The sequence below is a fragment of the Catonella sp. genome, from assembly GCF_052169795.1.
Classification (GTDB): Bacteria; Bacillota; Clostridia; order Lachnospirales; family Lachnospiraceae; genus Catonella.
The window spans coordinates 34,903-53,263 of sequence record NZ_JBQNBU010000007.1 but is presented as its reverse complement, the minus strand read 5'-3'; the positions used below and the strand labels follow the sequence as shown (position 1 = coordinate 53,263).

General features: G+C 36.5%; 15 protein-coding genes and 4 pseudogenes. 14 read left to right on the top strand and 5 right to left on the bottom strand.

Annotated elements, in window-relative coordinates; all coding sequences use genetic code 11:
• Positions 1 to 56: 56 nt before the first annotated feature.
• From ACTTKP_RS02130 to ACTTKP_RS02090, 9 genes and pseudogenes are all read left to right on the top strand, one after another.
• A pseudogene (locus tag ACTTKP_RS02130) lies at positions 57 to 344 on the top strand (replisome organizer); the annotation flags it as partial.
• Between the two features lie 187 nt (positions 345 to 531).
• Positions 532 to 711, top strand: coding sequence for a transposon-encoded TnpW family protein (locus ACTTKP_RS02125; protein WP_006001240.1), 180 nt, complete (start codon positions 532 to 534; stop codon positions 709 to 711).
• Positions 712 to 733: 22 nt separating this feature from the next.
• Positions 734 to 1,078: pseudogene (locus ACTTKP_RS02120) on the top strand (DNA topoisomerase); the annotation flags it as partial.
• 81 nt (positions 1,079 to 1,159) lie between these two features.
• Positions 1,160 to 1,345, top strand: coding sequence for an AbrB/MazE/SpoVT family DNA-binding domain-containing protein (locus tag ACTTKP_RS02115; RefSeq protein WP_009526446.1), 186 nt, complete (start codon positions 1,160 to 1,162; stop codon positions 1,343 to 1,345).
• A 33-nt stretch (positions 1,346 to 1,378) separates the two neighbouring features.
• Entirely contained in the window at positions 1,379 to 2,425 is a 1,047-nt protein-coding gene (locus tag ACTTKP_RS02110) for a PDDEXK nuclease domain-containing protein (protein WP_442552253.1), read from the top strand.
• Between the two features lie 64 nt (positions 2,426 to 2,489).
• Positions 2,490 to 3,296 (top strand): class I SAM-dependent methyltransferase, encoded by an 807-nt coding sequence (locus ACTTKP_RS02105; RefSeq protein ID WP_442552252.1) that lies wholly within the window; start codon positions 2,490 to 2,492, stop codon positions 3,294 to 3,296.
• Positions 3,297 to 3,430: 134 nt separating this feature from the next.
• Positions 3,431 to 3,670 carry a hypothetical protein gene (locus ACTTKP_RS02100; protein WP_442552251.1) on the top strand — a complete coding sequence of 80 codons (240 nt, stop codon included), beginning with the start codon at positions 3,431 to 3,433 and terminating at the stop codon, positions 3,668 to 3,670.
• A 129-nt stretch (positions 3,671 to 3,799) separates the two neighbouring features.
• On the top strand, positions 3,800 to 3,988 hold the full coding sequence (locus tag ACTTKP_RS02095) for a hypothetical protein (protein ID WP_442552250.1): 189 nt from the start codon (positions 3,800 to 3,802) through the stop codon (positions 3,986 to 3,988).
• A gap of 12 nt (positions 3,989 to 4,000) precedes the next feature.
• Positions 4,001 to 6,925 (top strand): annotated as a pseudogene (locus ACTTKP_RS02090) (helicase-related protein); the annotation flags it as partial.
• Here ACTTKP_RS02090 and ACTTKP_RS02085 read toward each other — a convergent pair.
• The 4 genes and pseudogenes from ACTTKP_RS02085 to ACTTKP_RS02070 form a co-directional block, all read right to left on the bottom strand.
• On the bottom strand, positions 6,818 to 9,178 hold the full coding sequence (locus ACTTKP_RS02085) for a phage/plasmid primase, P4 family (RefSeq protein WP_442552249.1): 2,361 nt from the start codon (positions 9,176 to 9,178) through the stop codon (positions 6,818 to 6,820). The pseudogene ACTTKP_RS02090 and the gene ACTTKP_RS02085 sit on opposite strands and share 108 nt — an antisense overlap.
• The gene (locus ACTTKP_RS02080; RefSeq protein ID WP_442552248.1) at positions 9,178 to 9,510 is read right to left on the bottom strand and encodes a hypothetical protein; all 333 of its coding nucleotides are present in this window, start codon (positions 9,508 to 9,510) and stop codon (positions 9,178 to 9,180) included. Before ACTTKP_RS02080 ends, ACTTKP_RS02085 begins: the two co-directional genes overlap by 1 nt.
• 4 nt (positions 9,511 to 9,514) lie before the next feature.
• Positions 9,515 to 9,721, bottom strand: a complete 207-nt coding sequence (locus tag ACTTKP_RS02075; protein ID WP_442552247.1) for a DUF7768 domain-containing protein — start codon at positions 9,719 to 9,721, stop codon at positions 9,515 to 9,517.
• Between the two features lie 86 nt (positions 9,722 to 9,807).
• Positions 9,808 to 11,576, bottom strand: a pseudogene (locus ACTTKP_RS02070) (DNA polymerase).
• Between the two features lie 721 nt (positions 11,577 to 12,297).
• Here ACTTKP_RS02070 and ACTTKP_RS02065 point away from each other — a divergent pair.
• From ACTTKP_RS02065 to ACTTKP_RS02055, 3 genes are all read left to right on the top strand, one after another.
• Positions 12,298 to 13,323 (top strand): hypothetical protein, encoded by a 1,026-nt coding sequence (locus ACTTKP_RS02065; protein ID WP_442552246.1) that lies wholly within the window; start codon positions 12,298 to 12,300, stop codon positions 13,321 to 13,323.
• Between the two features lie 96 nt (positions 13,324 to 13,419).
• Positions 13,420 to 14,505 (top strand): hypothetical protein, encoded by a 1,086-nt coding sequence (locus tag ACTTKP_RS02060; protein ID WP_442552245.1) that lies wholly within the window; start codon positions 13,420 to 13,422, stop codon positions 14,503 to 14,505.
• Between the two features lie 275 nt (positions 14,506 to 14,780).
• Complete coding sequence (locus tag ACTTKP_RS02055) at positions 14,781 to 15,491, top strand: AlbA family DNA-binding domain-containing protein (RefSeq protein WP_442552244.1); 711 nt, start codon at positions 14,781 to 14,783, stop codon at positions 15,489 to 15,491.
• Between the two features lie 150 nt (positions 15,492 to 15,641).
• Here the strand turns inward: ACTTKP_RS02055 and ACTTKP_RS02050 are convergent, their stop codons facing one another.
• On the bottom strand, positions 15,642 to 15,971 hold the full coding sequence (locus tag ACTTKP_RS02050; protein WP_442552243.1) for a winged helix-turn-helix transcriptional regulator: 330 nt from the start codon (positions 15,969 to 15,971) through the stop codon (positions 15,642 to 15,644).
• Between the two features lie 133 nt (positions 15,972 to 16,104).
• On the opposite strand from ACTTKP_RS02050, the gene ACTTKP_RS02045 reads away from it, so the two are divergent.
• Both ACTTKP_RS02045 and ACTTKP_RS02040 read left to right on the top strand, forming a co-directional pair.
• Positions 16,105 to 16,515, top strand: coding sequence for a nuclear transport factor 2 family protein (locus ACTTKP_RS02045; RefSeq protein WP_442552242.1), 411 nt, complete (start codon positions 16,105 to 16,107; stop codon positions 16,513 to 16,515).
• Between the two features lie 440 nt (positions 16,516 to 16,955).
• Positions 16,956 to 18,359: a Wadjet anti-phage system protein JetA family protein gene (locus ACTTKP_RS02040; RefSeq protein WP_442552241.1), complete on the top strand. Its 1,404-nt coding sequence runs from the start codon at positions 16,956 to 16,958 to the stop codon at positions 18,357 to 18,359.
• Positions 18,360 to 18,361: the final 2 nt, after the last annotated feature.

The window sequence follows — 18,361 nt, the reverse complement described above, 5'->3', positions numbered from 1 at the left end:
ACCCCTGAAAATAAAGGTTTTATAAGAAAACAAGGGGTGTCTTTTGACACTACCGTATAGAAAAGGGGAGAGTAGAACAGGATACCCCCTTTTCTTTTTATGGAGAATATAAAAATATTCGATTAACCGATGAAGAATACCGAAAGCTGAAAGATAAGCTGCAAGGTCATACCGATATGATGATTGAAAAGCTGTCAAGATATATCAAGAGTACCGGAAAGACCTATCAAGACCACTATGTAACAATCCTTAACTGGTATGAACAGGACAAGGATAAACTATCACAGAAAAAGAACGGCAAGATTCCAACTTTTGAAGATTATGACAAGGGGGAACATTTATAGCTATCATACAAGGCGGTGTAAAGGCATTTTTAGAGCGTTAAGACTAAAAGGAGGTATCAAAGTATACCTAAGATAAAAATTAAGCTTTAAAACTCAACTTATCCCTTAAACAAATAAAAATATTTAGAGCGATTAGAAAAGTAAAAGTCTAATCGCTTTTTTTATTGTAAGGAAAGGAGCAATGCAGATGACAGATGAAAAAAGCAAAGCTGAAAATACATTCCATAAAAAGATTGGAAAAACTAATTATAAAGTTACAGTACATTTCAGCGAAACAAGTAATGAAACAATCACAGATAAAATAAATAGGCTCATTCAGAAAGAATGTGAAGATATGAGTTATAAAAAAGATAAAGAAATTTCTTAAATACCCTTGACAAAATGTATCAGAAGATGCACTTTTAAAGGCTATGGAAGTAGCAGGAAATGATGCACTTGAAAAAGGTGTAGAAGTAGAAAGAAAAGGACTTGGAACACCTGCAACAAGGGCAGGAATAATTGAAAATCTTATATATAAAGGTTTTGTTGAAAGAGATAAGAAAAATCTTGTAGCTACACATAAAGGGATCAGCCTTGTAACAATAGTATCTGATACATTTAAGTCGTCAGAAACAACTGCAAAGTGGGAAATGGAATTATCGGATATTGCAAGCGGTAAATCTTCAAAGGAAGAATTTTTGAAAGGTATTGAAATGGAGATAAATGAAGCTGTTTTGAAATATAGAAGTAAGTAGCCACTAATTTCAGAGTGGAAAAAATGACTTAAAAATGCTATAATCTTTTTGTAGGGAAAGTAGGAAATGTGGAGGTACTTTATGGCGGAAGTATTTATAGATAATGCGAAGGTTATGGCAAAAGGACAAGTTACCATTCCAAAGAAAATTAGAGACATATTAGAAATTGAAAATGGAGATTATGTAACTTTTATAGTAGATGAGGGGAAAATACAAATTGTTAATTCAAAGACTTTCATCGAGGATAATATACAGAGTAGGAAATAAATTGTAGATGTTAGATGCCGATAGGAGGAACTTATGGATAAAGAAAAGACTTCTTTGCAAAATATTAACGCAGAGAAAAACAACAATCCGTTTGAAGAGATTGTTACGATTGTAGAAAATGCAAAAGATCGTGCATATAGAAAAGTTAATGAAGAGTTGATCTTAATGTATCAAGAGATAGGAAAATATATTAGTAAAAAAACTGAAGAAGCATCTTATGGCTCCGGATTTGTTGATAATGTGGCAGAATTTTTTTCGACTAACTATCCTGAGCTGAAGGGATTTAATCGTAGAGGACTTTACAGAATGAAGCAATTCTATGAGTTATATAAAGATGATGAAAAAGTGTCACCACTGGTGACACAATTGAGTTGGACTAATCACTTGAAAATAATGTCAGCTTCTAAAAGCCAAGAAGAGAGAAGATTTTATATTGAATTGGCAGTAAAAGAAAGATATTCAAAGCGTGAGTTGGAAAGGCAGATGGATAGTGGTTACTATGAACGCTTTATGCTTTCAAATGGCAATATGTTGCCGGCAATTCAAAAAGCAAAACAAGAAACACATAATTTGTTTTTAGACAAATATGTTTTAGAGTTCCTTGATGCACCAAAGGGTGGTAACGAAAGAGATTTTCAAAAATCAATACTTGAGAACTTGAAGAACTTTGTTTTAGAAATTGGAAAAGATTTTTCCTTTATAGGAAATGAGTATAGGGTACAGGTTGGAAATCATGACTATTACATCGACCTGTTATTTTATCATAGAGGACTGTCATGCTTAGTTGCATTTGAACTCAAAATTGGAGAATTTAAGCCTGAATATATAGGAAAGATGAATCTCTATTTGGAAGCATTAGATAGGGAAGTTAAGAAACAAACGGAAAATCCAAGTGTCGGAGTTATTCTTTGTGCATCAAAAGATGATGAGGTTGTAGAATTTGCACTTAGCAGAAGTCTTTCCCAAACAATGGTATCGGAATACACCTTAAAACTGATAGATAAAAATTTATTGCAGAAAAAGCTGAAAGAGTACACTGAAATTGCAGAGGAAAAAGTAGAAGCGAATGAAGAAAAATGAAAAAGGAATACGATAGGAGAAGCTTTGATTTGAAGGCAATTAAGATGAAGAAAGGAGTGAAATGATGAGTGTTGAAAGCATACTAAATGGTGTGGAAGATACCCTGTATATCCCGCTTGTAGGAAGAATATATGCAACAAAAAAGTTCCCTGAATTTTTCTATGATGAAAAGGCTTTATCCTTAGAGTCACATATACCGACAGACAGCATAGACAAAAACAGCAATGAATATTTTTATATGGCGAGTGTTTGTAGACAACAGACAATAGATGAAAAGATAATAAGTTTTTTTAAAGATAATCCTGATGGAAATGTAGTGTTTTTAGGTGCAGGCTTAGAAACTGCTTATCATCGTATAGGAAATAAAACTGCCAACTTTTATCAAGTAGATTTGCCGAGTGTTATCGAAATTAGAAAAAGAGTGCTTGGAAATGGCAATAACGAAAATCTTATTTCAGGTGATATGTTCAGGCTTGATTGGATTAAAGAAATAGATGCAACACTTCCAACACTGATTTCTGTTTCGGGTGTTTATCAGTATTTTGATGAGTCTAAAATTATAGAGATGATTAAAAAGATGAAAGCTCAAATTCCTAATGGAGAATTAGTCTTTGATGCTACAAATTCTAAAGGGTTAAAACTTGCCAACAAATATGTGAAGAAAACGGGAAATACAAATGCACAAATGTATTTTAGTGTAGATAGCCCAAAGGAATTTGCAAAGTATACGAACACCAAGCTTTTAGAAGTAGATGGATTTTTCCAAAAGGCATTAAAGGATTGTCATGGATTAAAGTTAAGTACAAAAATATATATGTATTTTGCAGATAGATGGAACAGGACGCTGGTTGTACATTTAAGATTTAACTGATAGAATTTTCTATATATTTAACAGGAATATATTAAACTTAATTTAAATAGCAGTAAGTTGCAATACACAGAATTTAGAGGTGATTAGAGTAAAATCTAACACCTTTTTTGTTTGTAAAAAAGAAGGAGGTAAAAATGCGAATAAATGATTTTCATAACATTTTGGAGCTTGTAAAACAAGATATTTTACAAAGTGATGCAGAATATCTGAAGCTCCTAAGGGTTGTTGGAAACAATCAAAGATATGACTTTAGAAGTCAATTAAGTATCTATGATAGAAATCCTGAAGCGACAGCCTGTGCCAAGTTCGATTATTGGAGAGAACGATTTAACCGAACTGTTATGAGAGGACAGAAAGGTATCCCTATTTTATAGGACTATGGCATATATAAGAAAGTTGACTATATCTTTGATATAGGTCAGATAGTTTCAAGAAACAGGGATGTTAATGAAGTAAATCTTTGGAATTTTGACAAAGAAGCTCATAGGGATGTCTTAAAGGAAATGATAAAAAACGAAGGTTATGAGGAAAGAGAAAGCACCTTAGAAAATATTTTTTCTTTAAGCAGGCTTTACAGTGATGAAAAGATAGACAACCTTACGAATGAGCTTAGAATAGCAGATGAAGATAGAATATCTTTTACAAAGTTTGTGAGGGACTCAATAAGCTATGCAGTTACTTCAAGATTTTAGCTTGATTATCTTATGGATAAGGAGCTGTTAAGAGAGAATTTTCAAAGACTTGATAGTATATCTCTTATGAGTCTTGGTGAAACCGTATCGGATATTAGTGGGAATATTATTGATGAAACCATTCAGAAAAGTAAAGAGCTTGATAAAGAGGTTTTAAGAGGTAAAGAAGCAGGATATAATAAGATTAGAGAAGAAATTGAGGAGGTAGAAGAAAATGTACTTCGACGAGATGATCAGAAAAGAAATGAAAACGAGCGAGTTCTCCGAAATGGAGAGTACGGACGAGATAATAGAAAAAATCAGGGAGAATACGCTAAACAGCTTAGAGGAACAGGCGGACTTCATGAAAGAATTCCCGAATCCGACTTACGCAGTGATGAGGCTGGATTATCTATCACAGAGCGAGGAGCAGAGCCACTTCGAGATGTTGGTAGACCTATACAAGGAGAAGAAGCTGACAGGACACCTGATGGATATTCAGAAACAAGCGATAGAGTTTATGAGAACAGAGAAGCCGAAGCTGATGGCAGCTTGGAAGATAGAGGGCGAGAACAATCCGCAGTATGGGGCAATGATTTCAGCACTGAAAGAGATGACCATCAAGGAAATCGTGGAAATCTAAAAGAAAATACTGAAGCAGAGATAAGAGAAGCTGATAAGGCTTCTTTTTCTTTACCTGAAAATTCTTATGGACAGATGAGGCTTACTATTCCTCTTAATCAGAAGGATATAGACACTATCCTTATTAACGGAGGAAACCATGGTGGTGGTAGGCTTCCTGTTATTGCTGAGTTTTCTAAAGGAAAAAGCAATGAAGAATTAGGAGAATACCTCAAAGATACCTTTAGAGGAGGAAATGGATTTTATATTGATGAAAGAGAGGTATCTTCTTGGTATTCAGATAAAGGTATTCACTTATCTTACGGAACATCTGCAAGAGAAGATGATACGCAGGTTTTAAGTTGGAATGAAGCAGCAAGCAGAATAAATGAGCTTCTTAATAGCGGTGAGTTTGCCACAAATGTAGAACTTTCTGAAGCATATGATTATGAAAGGGACAGAATTTCAGAATCCCTATGGTATCTATATCACGATTTAAGCGAAGAAGGAAAAGCACATGGGTATTTTGATTTTATAGAAATAGGTGGTGGCTTTCCGGAAGAAACGAAAAGATTGTCTGAAGCATTAAAAAATCCTGAATACCTAAAGGAAACAATCAAAGAATACAGTAGGTTCTTAGCAGGCTACAAAGAAAACAGAGGTGTACTAAGATTTCATTATCACAAGTTAGATAGCCTTTATCAGAAATTACAGGAACTTGATCTGACACGAAAGGAATATAGTACCAATCTTACAGAATTTCCTAAAGTAAAGCCATTTATTACAGATGACGAAGTTCTTTCTACGCTTTCAAGAGGAAGCGGAATAGATAAGGGAAAAGAGCGAATTACAAAATTCTTCAAAGAAAATCATACGCTTCAAGAAAAAGCTAACTTTTTAAAAGATGAGTATGGCATAGGTGGAAGCTCTCATGCTGTTTCAGGTGCAATGGGAAGTGATGAATGGCACGATGCAAAGGGGCTTAAATTGCAAAAGAAAGATTGTAATGATGTTTTTATTACTTGGTCAAGTGTGGCAAAGCATATTGATGAACTGCTTTCTAAAAATCTTTATGAAGAAAAGAAAATAGAAAGTAATACAGAGATAGAAGAAGAAAAAGAACCACAATATTATTCCAAAGATGATCCTGAAAATCTGATGACCGATGAAATGCTTGAAAGAGTGCTTGAACCTTATGCACAGGAAAATGTAGCTTTGGCTGACAAAAAAGTTCATGCAGCATATATCATTCCATTTAGAAGTAATTGGACTTGGTATATGACGGAATATGATAAAGAAAGCGGCGATGCCTTTGGGCTTGTACTTGGGATTGAACCTGAATGGGGATATTTCAATCTTGAAGACTTGAAAGAATTAAATACTCAAAGGCTTATTTTTGAAGATTTTCCAAAGACCTTTAGAGAACTTAAAGATACGGAACTTGTCAAGCAGATGGATGAGCAGGAGCTTCAATCAGCCTTTAATGGGGAGCTTAGCTTTGAAGAAGAAACAGAGCTTGATGTATCTGAAGAAATAGAAGAAAGAGTAGCTGTAACACCTGTTCAGGGAACGCTATTTGATTACCTCAAAGAAAGAGAAGAAGTAGAGCTTAACGAAGAAAAGGAAAGCCTTGCAGATGAATCTGAAGTTAAAGATGGAGATACCGTATATTTTAATCATGAAGAATACACTGTAAGGGAGATTTCTAAAAACAAAATCACAGAAGAAACGCTGCCTGAAAAGTTATCTCCAAGTGAGAGATTAAACAATAACCTTGAAGCAATCTCTATGCTTAATCGTGTAGAGAGTGGACAAAGAGAGCTTGATAGTACCGATAAGGAAACTTTGGCAAAGTATGTAGGATGGGGCGGACTTGCTGATGTGTTTGACGAAAGTAAAGAGGGACAATGGGAAGTTGCAAGAAGTTTCTTAAAGGAAAATCTATCACCATCTGAATATGAAGCTGCAAGAGAATCTACCTTAACGAGCTTTTACACACCGAAAGCAGTTATTGACAGCGTATATAAGACACTTTCTGATATGGGATTTAAGAGCGGTAATATATTAGAACCAAGTATGGGGGTAGGAAACTTTATCGGTAATCGTCCTGATGAAATGAAAAAGTCCAAGTTTTATTGTGTGGAGCTTGACTCCGTAAGCGGTCGTATTGGAAAACTCTTATACCCTGAAAGCGACATACAGATTAAAGGGTTTGAAGAAACGAGCTTTTCAAATAACTTCTTCGATGCGGTTATCGGCAATATACCCTTTGGAGAATATAAGGTAAATGACAGGGAGTATAACAAAAATAACTTCCTTATCCATGATTACTTCTTCAAAATCGTCTTCGGTACGGATACGCAGACCCTTGAAATAGCGCTTTCTGTTCTGAGTGATACGCTCATAGCCAGCATTCTCCAATACAAAATAGAAGTCAGCGGTACTGCGCACGTATTCGTTGGTATCGATGCAGTAGTTGAGATATGCCTGATAAAGAGAAGAGGAACTTTCCTTATAATCGTCACCCACAACGCACTTGTCCTCAATGAAGTGAGCGAACCAGTCGTTCTGGCTGTGGTATTCGTTGATGGCTTCCTGCACGCAGGCCGGAACTGGAATCTGATAATCCAGCTCAATGACTTTCTTGCTTCCTTCTATGACCCACGCAAGAATAGCACTGCCTGCATTATCGTAGAGATACTCACTGTAATTCTTGATGTCGCTGCTGCCGGTAATCTTGGCGTTAAAAGGAATTACAATCAAACGTCTCCAGATACCATCGTCAGATGCAGATACACGAGGCAAGTGATTCGTGTAAAGCACAAGCGTGTGGCAAGGTTTGAATGAGAAGGGGTCTTTATACTTCTTTTCAGCAAAAACATCATCAGTGGAGCAGAGTTGTTTTACGGTAGAGTCTTTCAGTCTTGCGCCTTCCTGAATCTCGGCGGCAATAAGCAGACGATTTCCTTTGACTTCTGCCATTTCAGGTTTGATGTTTCTGCGGCAACCGACGGTTAAGGTATCAGCAGAAATATTACCGGAGTAAAGACCGAGTACACGAGAAATAGCATTCCAGAAGGTGGACTTACCATTACGACCATCACCATAAGCAATGATGAGTGCTTCTACATAAACTTTGCCAATTGCAGCAAGACCACAAATCATCTGAACATAATCGATAAGTTCCTGCTTGTGCTGGAAGATAAGATTCAAACTATCAAGCCAAATCTGCATACCTTTCTGACCCAGTGATACACTGGTGATTTTGGTGATGAAGTCTTCCGGTGAATGCTCACGAGCACCTGCCATACCTTTACGAAGGTCATAGGTTGCTTCAGGAGTACAAAGCGCAAAGCAGTCTGCGTCCAAGTCTCTCGGAGAAATCTCAAGCATTGGGTGTGATTCTTTTAATGTGGATGTCACGTTTTTGGAATCGCGGCGCTTAATTGCAAATGCCTGATATGCTTTTGCAGCTAAGAATTCCTGATATACTTTCAGCTGTTCATCGTTCATAAGCTGTTCTGCCTTTGCCTTTGATGTACTGTCGAGAATATTCTGAGCACCGCAGTTTTTCATTTTGTCGAGTGCTTCCATCAGGTCATTGTTAGCTTCCTTAAGATGACGTCTTGTAAGCTCATGTGCCACAGCCTGAGTGCCGGGTTCACTTTCCTGCCAGTAGTGGTCGGAATAGCGGATAAAGTGAGTAGCCGGAGAGTAACGCAATTCCTTAGAAAAATATTTTGCTAACACCTCAGCTTGTCCGACATCGGAATAATCCTCTGGTTTATAACAGGAAGGGGCATTATATACTTCAGGAGCAACATATCCATCCTGCTGTGAAACACGGGCGTAGAAACGCTGAGCATTGTGCCAGATAGTAGCAAGTTCGGATGTTTCCAGTGGTGGATTACACTTTGTAGCTTCATCCAGAAATGCTTGATATGCTTTATCACTGTCATCATATTTTTTGATGACCTTTCCGGCAAATCTTGACATGGTAGCATTACGACTGCCTTCAGGGATAGAGGAACTATAATATTGCTCCGTTGACATATCTTCATCGAAAATATCCTCATCGAGATATTCTGTTAAGTTCATGAGTCCCGGATATAGAGCAACCTCAGCGGCAGCAGTCCCAAAGAAGAAACGAGCGACATCCAGAGCCTGCGTATCAAAGTAAGGAAAGATGGAATTGACCAGCTTTTTCATATCAGCGTAAAGCGTAGCATCGGTTACATACTCGATTGGAAAAAGAATATGAAACTTCGGTCTTGCAGGCTTACCATTTTTCACTTTGTTGTGAAAACGACTGTAATGAACTGCGAAGGTTACGCCGGGAAAAGCCTGCATAACATCTTCAGGAGTAATCCAGTCTTCAGGATTTTCTGAATGGTCATTATCGCAGTCTACTGGCAGACAGTCGCTACCGATAAAGTTGTCACTATTGCGGTAGCTGTTTTTATATTCAGCACATACATAATCATGGCTGATTGCAGTTTTCAGGCTGTCCTCGTCGAGAATAACCTGCTTATGAGGGTAGGAGCAGTTACCGGGATTTCCGGTAACATCAGAACAGTAAATGGTAAACATTAGTCGTACACCTCCTCGGATTCATCCTCCAGCACCTTAGTAATAAACTTGAGTGCACGAATCATTGTTTCAAGCTCGCAGTCACCACCAAGCATTACTTCAAATCCTTCTGTATCTCCGAAGCGGTCACGTATAACGCGAATATTCATATCGGTGCAGCCTTCATCTTTGATGCGAAAATAGGTGCGACCGCCATGTCCTGTATTGCCTCCCATAAAACCTGTGGTGCCTGCTTCAACTTCGAGAATATTGCAGCTGACAACATCACGGGTGTAAGTGGTAATCTCCGTACCATCTTGTAATCTGCGTCTGTTTTGTTTAATTTCATACATAGTATTAAGTTTCCTGACATTCTTCTGTGAAATAGCGCAAGCGGTAGTTTTTCCACTTGGCACGATTGATTTCCGCTTCCATTCCGGATGAGATACGATTGCCAAACACCCATACTTCAGAACATTTGCTCATCAGTGCGTTACCAAAGAATAAGCCGAGTTCACGTTCTGCAGGTTCTGCATCATTAAGAAACTGTGGAAACAGTATCATACCAGAGTCCTCCTTTCAGGGTAGACTAAAAGAGCGTCCACCTCTAATTTCCACTGGAGATGAATGCTCGGTTTGAGCGGATGAATTTAATCTTTTTTGTAAAATGGTGTTGCATAACCATCTGCACGAAGAAGCAAACATTTAGCCCAAGGCGGAGTTCTTCCCATTTGTTCACATACAGCATCCAATGACATACGAGGGTCAGCCTCAATAACAAGTTCATCATGAATATGCATAACGATAGAACAGTGCTGCAGGGTCTTCATGGCATAGCAGAGAATGTCATGAGCTGTTGCTTGCACGATGTTTTCGACGAACTTTGGCCCGTAGGAATCGAGGCGCTCCCATTTCTTAGTGCTGCCGACACCTTCATAGGTAATGCAGGAACCACCGAACTTATTGGTTCCTATCTTTGGCTTAACATATGTAAGATTCCTGCCAGAAGGCAAAGTGATAAAGAGCATGCCGCTTCTGCAAGAGAAGGTGAGTCCATATTCGGTGGTAGTGTGTTTGTACTTGACTGCTTCCATAACTGCGCGGTCAACAGCCCACCAGAATTCAACGATATGTGGATTTGACTGGCGCCAAGAATCTACAAGTGCAGGAAGCTCATCTTCAGAAAGTCCCATCTCGATAGCCCCCATAGCTTTCAAAGCACCTACGGAGCCGCCATATCCAAGAGCAAGTTATGCGATTTTACCTTTCTGGCGCAGGTGCCCATTAATACCATGCTTTTCAACAGGAACCTTAAACATCTGTGAAGCAGAAGCACAGTAAATGTCACCGCCTTTGGCAAATACCCTTTGTCGTCATTCTTCACCAGCGAACCATGCAATAACACGAGCTTCAATTGCAGAAAAGTCTGCAACAAGAAACTGAGTGCCATTGCGAGGGATAAATGCTGTTCTTATTAGCTGTGATAAGGTGTCTGGTACATCTTCATACAAAAGCTTTACACCTTCAAAATCACCGGAACGTACCAGACTGCGTGCCTCTGCTAAATCAGGAAGATGATTTTGAGGCAGGTTCTGCAGTTGGATATTACGTCCTGAAAATCTACCGGTTCGATTAGCCCCGTAAAATTGAAACATTCCGCTAGCACGACCATCCTCGCAGACGGTCTTTTCCATAGCCTGATATTTACGCACAGATGATTTTGCCAGTTGCTGCCTGAGAGTAAGTACGTCAGCAAGCTTCTCCGGAGCGTCTTTCAAAAGCTCTGCCACAGTCTTTTTATCAAGGCTGTCGGTTTCTACACCGTTATCTGATAACCATTGTTTCATCTGTTGGACAGAGTTCGGATTTTCAAGTGCAGTAATATTCTTCATGGCAGCAGTCAGCTCTTCACGAGAGCGAGAGTCCATTTCAATAGCCTGATGCACAAGTTCCATATCCAGTCTTACACCACGGTCGTTGATTTCTTGGTCGATGTGGTATTCTTCCCAGACACTATCTGGAACTGGGAATTTGTGAAGCTTCTGCTGGATACCCATTTCTGTTTCAACATCACGGATGTTATATCGCTTGAAGGCTTCCCATTTATCAGGAGCATGAAAAGGTCTGTTTCTGGTTCTGCCGCCGTTGGATTTAGTAGCAGCGCAAGGCTGACAAAAGTATTTGATGAGGTCTTTTCCTTCAGTAAGTTTCTGTTTTTCAAGTCCAAGAACTGTGCCGACACCTTCCAAGGATAATGGTAGTCCCATTGTGGCCGCCCATATCATAGAACAGCGCCAGCATCTGCACTGTAGGCAAATAGCAATATTTCAAAATCAGGAGACTCACAGTATCGATATACGCCTGTTTTCGGAAGCTGTACATCGCTGAAAGTTTCAATATCAATACTAAGTGTTTTCATTAGCTTGTCCTTTCTAAACCACAAAGGTGGCAGGATTGCTCCCACCACCTCCACGGTTAATAATATGAGATTGGTTTACTTGCTGAGTTCCTTCATACGAGCTTCATGGTATTCAAGGTCACGCTTGTCCTTTTCAATTTCGCGCTGTTCACACTTGCGGTCATTGATGAGATTCTGAACCGCAGTGATATCTTTCAGGTTAAATGCAACGGTTTTTAGTGTTGCGTTTACTTTGAAAAATTTTACCAATATCTACTTATAAACCTTATATTTGGGCTAATCGATTATATTTCACTTACACGAAATCTGTCAAGGCTAAAGTGAATGGGCTTTCAGCCCAGCCTTGACTAGAATTTCGTAAGTGAAATTTATAATAAATTAAGCCCAATATAACCATAAATAAAACCTACACAATAGCCTTATATTTCCTTGATTTATCAATTAGAGTGGCTCTATGTATTATATTTAATAATTTTGAAACTGAGCTAATGATATACTTCAAAGTAAATGCAACAGAGGTACCTGTCAGAGTAAGTGCAACACCATGTTGCATTTAAGTTGAAAAACTACATTTTTTGAAATGATGATATTGCCTTTCTCTGAAGTGTTGAAGATTGGATTTATTTATTTTAAGAAGGGGGTAACCAGAGCTTTAAATACATCATTAAATATCTTTGCAAAGAAAACATTAAGAGAATATCTTGGAGAAGAAATAAATAAGGTGTGGAAACAATTTGAAGAAGAAAAGAGTCCATACTTTTTTGATTTTGCAGTCGTTTTTCATGTGTTTAAGCCTGAGGAAGCATTCTTAATTGCAAGTGACAAAATTGATAATATATCCCAAGAAGAATTTTCAAATTGTAAAATTGATTTTAATAAAGATTTATTTAAGTCCGACGATAATATCTTAGGGTTTTTTACAGGGTATCAATATAGTGAATATCTAAGGACCGTTGTTGAGTTGTTAATACAGTATGGTGGTAAATCAGAAGAAAAAGCTATTATGGCATATAAGTTTCTAACTAACGAATATAACATTACTCGGGACTCATCTAGATTTAATTTCCAGTCTGAGAAAATAATTTGTGAGACTATGTCACAGTATGAAGGTACGAATACTTACTCATTAAAACTGATTTTAGCATATGTTAAATACTATTTAGGATTTGAATTTAGATCTGCAGAAGTTGGACGAGGTAATACTTTTTGCAGGTATCATATCAAACTGGTGAACTCGGAATCTGTTAAGGCATATAGAGGAAATTGTTGGCAAATACTTCTTAAGTCTATTGATTTGAAAGAACTGCAGGAAGATATTATTGTCTTTATGATTCATTATGCTGTGGCTATTAGGGGCGCACATGACAATTCAATAGTAAGTGATGATAAGCTGTATGTTGATCAAGTAATGCAAGAGTTAATTGTTTCAAGTTTTAAGAAGGCTGTTATTTTGCATGATTTATATTATGGATGGAAAAGACATAAAGTTGAGCACGAAATAGAAAAAATTATTTTTGAGTCACCTGAATGGAAGATATATAGTATACTTGCAAAAGACTTTTTTTATTCAGATTTGAGTTATGAAGAATATGAACAAAAGAGAGAAAAAGATCTGAAAGATTTTGCATTAGCCTTACAAATATCTGAAATCGACTATTTTGTAGGAATAGCAGTTGATGTTATTACAGGATTGTCATCTATATCTAAGAATTCTCAATGTTATGATATTATTTATAGAATTGAATAAATTATAGTGTTCTTACATGAGGACTATGACAAAATAAAAGAAATGTTTTTTGCAATTATAAAATATGGAAACCAAATTGATGTTTATCTGGGAGTAATGATTGAAACATTACTTGAATATAACAGTGCAGAGCGGGTATACGAAATGCTTATTTCTATCCCATTCAAAAAAATAAACAAGTGGTTGTTTTACTTTTTTGAAAAGTTACCGGAAACTATGGTAAATGAAAAAAACTATAATTTATTATTAGAGTATTTAGGTGATAAATCTGATAATAAAATAACATCTTCTACATGTCGTAATATGAGATTTTTAGATAAGTATCTAAAAATTGACAAAGATGCATATGTTACATGTTCTAGGATTATTTACATGAAAAAAGAAAATAATAAGTTTATTGTTGAGATTTATTTTTCGTTATTGTTCCATGATCAATGCTATTCACCGGATGAATTATTGTTGCTTTTTGATGCGGATAAGAATCTGTTAAAAAATATTTATTTCTTTATACTTAAAAATTATGATATGATTGATTTTAATGGTAGTTTTCTTACAGCATTTTTAGCACTGGGAGAGGAATGGGTAGAGTCGTTTGCAGAGCTGGTAGCTGAAACAATTTGTGATAATAGAAATCATGATGAGTATAGATTTAGAACACTATGGAACTTAGATGATTATTCGATATACTTTGATGCAATATTCAAAAAATTAACAGAATGTAAGGATTATTTATCCAAATGGGAATTATCTGATGCGTTTCGCGTAATTATGTCTTATGATATAGATGGTTCTCGGAATGAGTCATTTAGTCGTCAAGAGCAATGGATTTTACATACTATTGAGGAATATGCACAATCTGAAAAAATTGTTGTACTATTTTCTTCGATTTGTGAGATGAATACAGAGTTAAGAAGAAAGGCATTTAATATATTTTTGAAGAATAATTCTGATTATGAAATGTTTAATCGTTTAACTTTGGATGCTTCTCATTGTGGCGGATGTGAAGATGAGATAATTCCACAAATGCAGGAAAGAATCCGATTTCTAGAAGTTTTGTTGTCCGATTTAAAAGGCGCTAAATACATAAGGCATGCAAAGAGAGTTCGTGATCAAATTGAACTGTGGAAAGAACAGATAGAGACAGAGGAATTGAATAATATTTGTAGAAAATTATATCAATAATGCTATATCTCTTCCTTAAACTGACTTAGTAAATCAGGTGAAACATCATTTCTTAATTCGATTACTGTACTATACATACAAAGCTAGAGATGACGAAGATAGGCTTTTACTGGGTGATACCGGCTGATGCAGAAAAGCCAAGCGATGAGTGTGTAAAAAGTGGAAAATACATAAAGGAAAAGTAATATATGGAGCAGATATTAAAAAATGTGTTTTGTATTTGATGGAAAGGAGCTGAGACTCTCATATGCCAGAATTATTTGATTTGTCGAACTTTGATAAATATAAAGAAGACAATTCTTATATCATTATGGGAGTCGTATTATTCATTTGCAAATTCTAACGGCGGAGTAATTATTCTTGGCGTTGGAGAGCGCCAGGATGGAACTTGGTATACTACAGGGTTGAAGAATGTGGACAAGTTAAAGAGAAATTTTTGGAATATAATTCATGATACTTTCAACAATTTACCGGATGAAGAGTACTTGGAGAGAATAGGTGCAGCGGGATATGGTGAGGATGGTAAACTACATCCTACTACAGCCGGGTTACTTATGTTTGGTGAAGAATATCATATAGTTAGAGAATTTCCTGAGTATTTCTTGGATTATAGGGAGATGCTTGACCCTACAATACGTTGGACAGACCGTCGTCAGTCTAGTTCAGGTGATTGGAGTGGCAATATGTTTGATTTCTTCTTTAGGGTAAATAGTAAAATTGCAAAAGACATCAAGAAACCTTTTAAGTTTGAGGGCATTACAAGGGTTGACGATACACCGGTTCATAAGGCGGTTCGAGAGGCTTTGGTTAATTGTTTGGTTAATACAGACTATTTCCTGCCTTGTGGAGTCGTGATTAAAAAGGAAGAGGATAAACTGGTAATGGATAATCCGGGAAGCATACGTACCGGCAAGAAACAGATGCTTCGTGGGGGTATTTCAGATCCAAGAAATAAAACATTGATGAAAATGTTTAAAAACAAATGATATAGACACAGCCATAGGACTAAGTGCTGCACGAACCAGAGTTCTTTTAAAAGAAATGTCAGATGTTGAGTATGAAGGTACAAATACCAATAGAAAATACCGCTTAGCTGATGAGGACTAAATAAAACCATAATATAAATCAGACTAAAGCTACTCTAATTTGTCAAGTTCAGCAATATAATCCAATCCAAAAACCTTTATTTCATCTAACACTCTTTGGAATTTAGCCCCTACTTTACTTAAAGAATATTCTACATGAGGAGGAACTTCAGGGAATACTTTTCTGTTTATCAGTTTATCTTGCTCCAGTTGGCGGAGCTGCCTTGTTAAAACAGTTCGTGTAACATCCGGAATAAGTTTTTCAAGCTCATTAAATCTTTTAGTACCTGTACTTAGATGGTACAGTATCACAATTGCCCATTTTCCCTGCAATACTCTTTGCGTGGTGATATATGGGCATTTATCATATATATTCGACATAAAAACCTCCTGAAACGGTATAGTATCTAATTAGATACTATGTATTATAAATGTTCGTACTTCTAAAATCAAGACTATAAGATTATAATAATGGCAAAAGAATGTTGTTTCTAAATTTTCAAGGAGGTTCATTATGAAAAACGAAGTGATCGAGGTATTTAATGCTTACACAGAAGCATTATCAAAGGGAGATTTTGAAGCTGTATTTGAAATAATGTCAGATAATATTGTTTGGCATATGGGTGGAGAGAGTTCGCTTTCAGGTATAATTAAAGGAAAACAGGCATTAGGCGAGCGTTTGAGAGAATTTGCAAAGAGAAGCAATGGAACATTTAGAGTTATTACAAATTGGGCTGCAAGTAATGATTGTTTTGTTGCTGCAAGTGTAGTTTCTTTAGCTGAAATAGGGAAAGAAAAGCTGAATAATCCGGGTATTGATTTGTTTAGAATAGAGAGTGGAAAAATCCAAGAAGTGTGGACATTTTCAGAACAGCAAACAGTAGAAGATAAATTTTGGGATTTTAAGCTTATCTCTAACAAGTAAAATCTTTAAATAATCTACCGACCTACAAAAGTTAGACTCAAAAATCTAACAATTGGAGGTCGGCTTTTAAAATTATCCCCAATTATTCACGAAACATCTTGTGAAATAAGAGGTCTGTGACCTATGGAGTGAATAATTGGGGTTTATTATGTTTTTATTCTCAACCAGCTAAACTCGAAATAAAAAGGTGTAAATCCGGCTAAATTCTTTGCTGATTGTTGATTAGGCTGTAACCTTATGATATAACATGGATAACGGAATAGAAGATTTTTTGCTTAATGAGGCTATTGTAGAGTTATAAAGATATTGGTATATGAAAGAAGATGTCGCAATGGATATGTAGGAATTGAAAAGCCTTATATACTAAGGCGAAAAAGTGGATATAGAGTGTAAAAAGGCAGAAGATTTTGAAGTAGTAAAACTTATGGAAGGAACTAAGCATGAACATTTTTGACGAAGTGGACGAGAACCTGTTTCGTCCATTAACAGGAATTAACAAAAGAAAATATGTTGATATTCTTACTTTAATTTGGGAAAGATGCAAGAGGCAGCCTTTGTATGCCATAGAAAAAAGTACTATTTTCGATATGGTGGAGGAGTACTTTAATGGCTTAGATGAGCAGGTAGAGTTTGATATAGAGGAAGAAATAGAGGGCAATATGACAGATGCCCGCAGTATAGCAGGCAGTTTTATCAGAAGGCTTAAAGATACAGGTTGGATTATTGAAAAAGAAGGGGAGTATGAGGAAGAGTTCAAACTTGCGGTCAACTATAAGGTGGTTCCTTTACTCAAATCTTTTCAAGATATTATTAACCCCAAAATTACTACATATAAGGGAAAGCTATTTAAGATTTACTCTTTATTTGAACATATTTCAGAGCAGGGCAGTCCTTATGAAGGCGTATTAAAAGAGGCTTCTGAAGACTTTGATAATCTGAATCAGGCGCTTAGGAGCTTATCTGCCTCTATTGAAGACCATATTAATAATCTCACACAGGGGAAAAAGCCTGAAGAGATATTGGAGTTATTTGGGAAATATGAGGAGAATATTGTTGTAGGCTCATACCATAGGTTTAAGACAAATGATAATCTCTATTACTATAAAAGCAGCTTGGATGACAGTCTTGATAAGTGTGAGAGTGACTTATTTGATGCATTAATACTTGACTATATGGATGCGGAGCATGTCGATAAAACTGAGGCAGTATTAAAGATAAAGCAGCTTATTACAAAGGTTCGTATGGATATTGGAGAAATGGAAGACCTCATGAGAAACATTGATGATAGGCATATTATCTATAGAACCAGGGCAGTACAGAGAGCACAGTTTTTATTGTTATCGGATGGAAGTGTAAAGAGTAAAATAAACAACCTGTTACAGTATTATGCAAGTCAAATTGAGACAAAAGAAGATTTGTATGAGGAGGATGAGACTATTTGCTATGATGTATTTCAGATATTTGGTCAGAACTATTTTGACAGTTCATCACTTGCTATACCTATTAAAAAAAGGCGATCTTCTCCGATTGAATTGATGGCTGTCATAGATGAACTTGATATGGAACTTGTGGCTGAAAAAAGGCTAAAAATGTTGGAATACATAAGAAATGCACTTACTTCCGAGAATGTAAATGCATTTGCAAAGGACATTTTACAAGGAAAGACTGCAGTATCAATCAGCAGCGTTTTTGAGAATAAACCTGACATTCTACCGAAAGTTATTGGTCTATATACATACTCGCAGACATCTGAGCGTGAATATGAAATAAGACTAAAAGATACATTGGCAGAATGTAACGGTATTCGCTTTAAAGACTTTATTGTTGAGGAAAGGAAGGGTTAAGA

What these genes read in the sequence shown, in the direction of transcription:
- ACTTKP_RS02125 (WP_006001240.1), top strand. Translation starts at nt 532, where the DNA reads ATGACAGATGAAAAAAGCAAAGCTGAAAATACATTCCATAAAAAGATT.
- ACTTKP_RS02115 (WP_009526446.1), top strand. Translation starts at nt 1,160, where the DNA reads ATGGCGGAAGTATTTATAGATAATGCGAAGGTTATGGCAAAAGGACAA.
- ACTTKP_RS02110 (WP_442552253.1), top strand. Translation starts at nt 1,379, where the DNA reads ATGGATAAAGAAAAGACTTCTTTGCAAAATATTAACGCAGAGAAAAAC.
- ACTTKP_RS02105 (WP_442552252.1), top strand. Translation starts at nt 2,490, where the DNA reads ATGAGTGTTGAAAGCATACTAAATGGTGTGGAAGATACCCTGTATATC.
- ACTTKP_RS02100 (WP_442552251.1), top strand. Translation starts at nt 3,431, where the DNA reads ATGCGAATAAATGATTTTCATAACATTTTGGAGCTTGTAAAACAAGAT.
- ACTTKP_RS02095 (WP_442552250.1), top strand. Translation starts at nt 3,800, where the DNA reads ATGATAAAAAACGAAGGTTATGAGGAAAGAGAAAGCACCTTAGAAAAT.
- ACTTKP_RS02085 (WP_442552249.1), bottom strand. Translation starts at nt 9,178, where the DNA reads ATGTTTACCATTTACTGTTCTGATGTTACCGGAAATCCCGGTAACTGC.
- ACTTKP_RS02080 (WP_442552248.1), bottom strand. Translation starts at nt 9,510, where the DNA reads ATGTATGAAATTAAACAAAACAGACGCAGATTACAAGATGGTACGGAG.
- ACTTKP_RS02075 (WP_442552247.1), bottom strand. Translation starts at nt 9,721, where the DNA reads ATGATACTGTTTCCACAGTTTCTTAATGATGCAGAACCTGCAGAACGT.
- ACTTKP_RS02060 (WP_442552245.1), top strand. Translation starts at nt 13,420, where the DNA reads ATGATTGAAACATTACTTGAATATAACAGTGCAGAGCGGGTATACGAA.
- ACTTKP_RS02050 (WP_442552243.1), bottom strand. Translation starts at nt 15,971, where the DNA reads ATGTCGAATATATATGATAAATGCCCATATATCACCACGCAAAGAGTA.
- ACTTKP_RS02045 (WP_442552242.1), top strand. Translation starts at nt 16,105, where the DNA reads ATGAAAAACGAAGTGATCGAGGTATTTAATGCTTACACAGAAGCATTA.
- ACTTKP_RS02040 (WP_442552241.1), top strand. Translation starts at nt 16,956, where the DNA reads ATGAACATTTTTGACGAAGTGGACGAGAACCTGTTTCGTCCATTAACA.